The following is a 406-nucleotide window of genomic DNA, read 5'->3' as shown; positions in this document are numbered from 1 at the left end:
TTTCAAAGGCTTCTTTAAAACCTTTTCATATAAGAATAATAGTGCTTCTCGAGCTTGATTCAAGCGCGCGCGGGAAAGAGACATATTTTTTACCAAATAGCGTAAAAACTCTTTCACATTAGATTCACTTAAATAACGCGGGCTCCGCAAATCATAATAAGCTAAATACTGCGTAATCCAGTGCTGGTAAGTATGAATGGTTCTGGCACTCAAATGTTGGTGCTTTACCGCTTCAGCCAAGTCTACTGACAACCCCGGTTGACATTCGTCCAATGCAACTGCTGTACTCATATTGATTCCTTTTACTGCTTATAGAGACCTATATGCTTCTTCACTTTCCTTGTGTTGATCTCTTATAATTATTATCTTTTTTATCGTGGACACTGCTATTAACCAGCCTGAGACA

1 protein-coding gene is annotated in these 406 nt (G+C 38.7%); it reads right to left on the bottom strand.

Annotated elements, in window-relative coordinates:
• The coding region (locus A3761_RS08380) for a site-specific integrase (RefSeq protein WP_068750107.1) at positions 1-291 on the bottom strand (291 nt) is incomplete at its 3' end.
• Positions 292-406 lie beyond the last annotated feature (115 nt).

This window comes from Oleiphilus sp. HI0123 (genome assembly GCF_001635315.1).
This window is presented reverse-complemented; position numbering and strand designations above follow the sequence as displayed.